Here is a 1,472-nt window from a genome sequence, read left to right as displayed (position 1 = left end):
ACACAGTGGACGCGAGCAACTGAGGACAAGCCCTCGGCCTATTAGTACCGGTCACCTCCACACGTTACCGTGCTTCCAGATCCGGCCTATCAACCCAGTCGTCTACTGGGAGCCTTACCCCATCAAGTGGGTGGGAGTCCTCATCTCGAAGCAGGCTTCCCGCTTAGATGCTTTCAGCGGTTATCCCTCCCGAACGTAGCCAACCAGCCATGCCCTTGGCAGAACAACTGGCACACCAGAGGTTCGTCCGTCCCGGTCCTCTCGTACTAGGGACAGCCCTTCTCAAGACTCCTACGCGCACAGCGGATAGGGACCGAACTGTCTCACGACGTTCTAAACCCAGCTCGCGTACCGCTTTAATGGGCGAACAGCCCAACCCTTGGGACCGACTCCAGCCCCAGGATGCGACGAGCCGACATCGAGGTGCCAAACCATCCCGTCGATATGGACTCTTGGGGAAGATCAGCCTGTTATCCCCGGGGTACCTTTTATCCGTTGAGCGACGGCGCTTCCACAAGCCACCGCCGGATCACTAGTCCCGACTTTCGTCCCTGCTCGACCCGTCGGTCTCACAGTCAAGCTCCCTTGTGCACTTACACTCACCACCTGATTGCCAACCAGGCTGAGGGAACCTTTGGGCGCCTCCGTTACTCTTTAGGAGGCAACCGCCCCAGTTAAACTACCCATCAGACACTGTCCCCGATCCGGATCACGGACCCGGGTTAGACATCCAGCACGACCAGACTGGTATTTCAACGACGACTCCACCTGAACTGGCGTCCAAGCTTCACAGTCTCCCAGCTATCCTACACAAGCCGAACCGAACACCAATATCAAACTGTAGTAAAGGTCCCGGGGTCTTTCCGTCCTGCTGCGCGAAACGAGCATCTTTACTCGTAGTGCAATTTCACCGGGCCTATGGTTGAGACAGTCGAGAAGTCGTTACGCCATTCGTGCAGGTCGGAACTTACCCGACAAGGAATTTCGCTACCTTAGGATGGTTATAGTTACCACCGCCGTTTACTGGCGCTTAAGTTCTCAGCTTCGCCCACCCGAAAGTGAGCTAACCGGTCCCCTTAACGTTCCAGCACCGGGCAGGCGTCAGTCCGTATACATCGCCTTACGGCTTCGCACGGACCTGTGTTTTTAGTAAACAGTCGCTTCTCGCTGGTCTCTGCGGCCACCCCCAGCTCGAGGAGCACGTCCTCTCACCAGTGATGGCCCCCCTTCTCCCGAAGTTACGGGGGCATTTTGCCGAGTTCCTTAACCATAGTTCACCCGAACGCCTCGGTATTCTCTACCAGACCACCTGAGTCGGTTTAGGGTACGGGCCGCCATGAAACTCGCTAGAGGCTTTTCTCGACAGCATAGGATCATCCACTTCACCACAATCGGCTCGGCATCAGGTCTCAGACTCAATGAGCGGCGGATTTACCTACCACTCGTCCTACACCCTTACCCCGGGACAACCA

The 1,472-nt window shown here is 56.7% G+C and carries 1 rRNA gene; it reads right to left on the bottom strand.

From position 1 onward, the window contains the following. Nucleotides 1-21: 21 nt before the first annotated feature. Nucleotides 22-1,472: ribosomal RNA gene (locus M8J73_RS40210) — 23S ribosomal RNA — on the bottom strand; the annotation flags it as partial.

The organism is Streptomyces neyagawaensis, from assembly GCF_023516595.1.
Taxonomy (GTDB): Bacteria; Actinomycetota; Actinomycetes; order Streptomycetales; family Streptomycetaceae; genus Streptomyces; species Streptomyces neyagawaensis.
The sequence above is the reverse complement of the archived record's forward strand: the minus strand, read 5'-3'. Positions and strand labels throughout refer to the sequence as shown.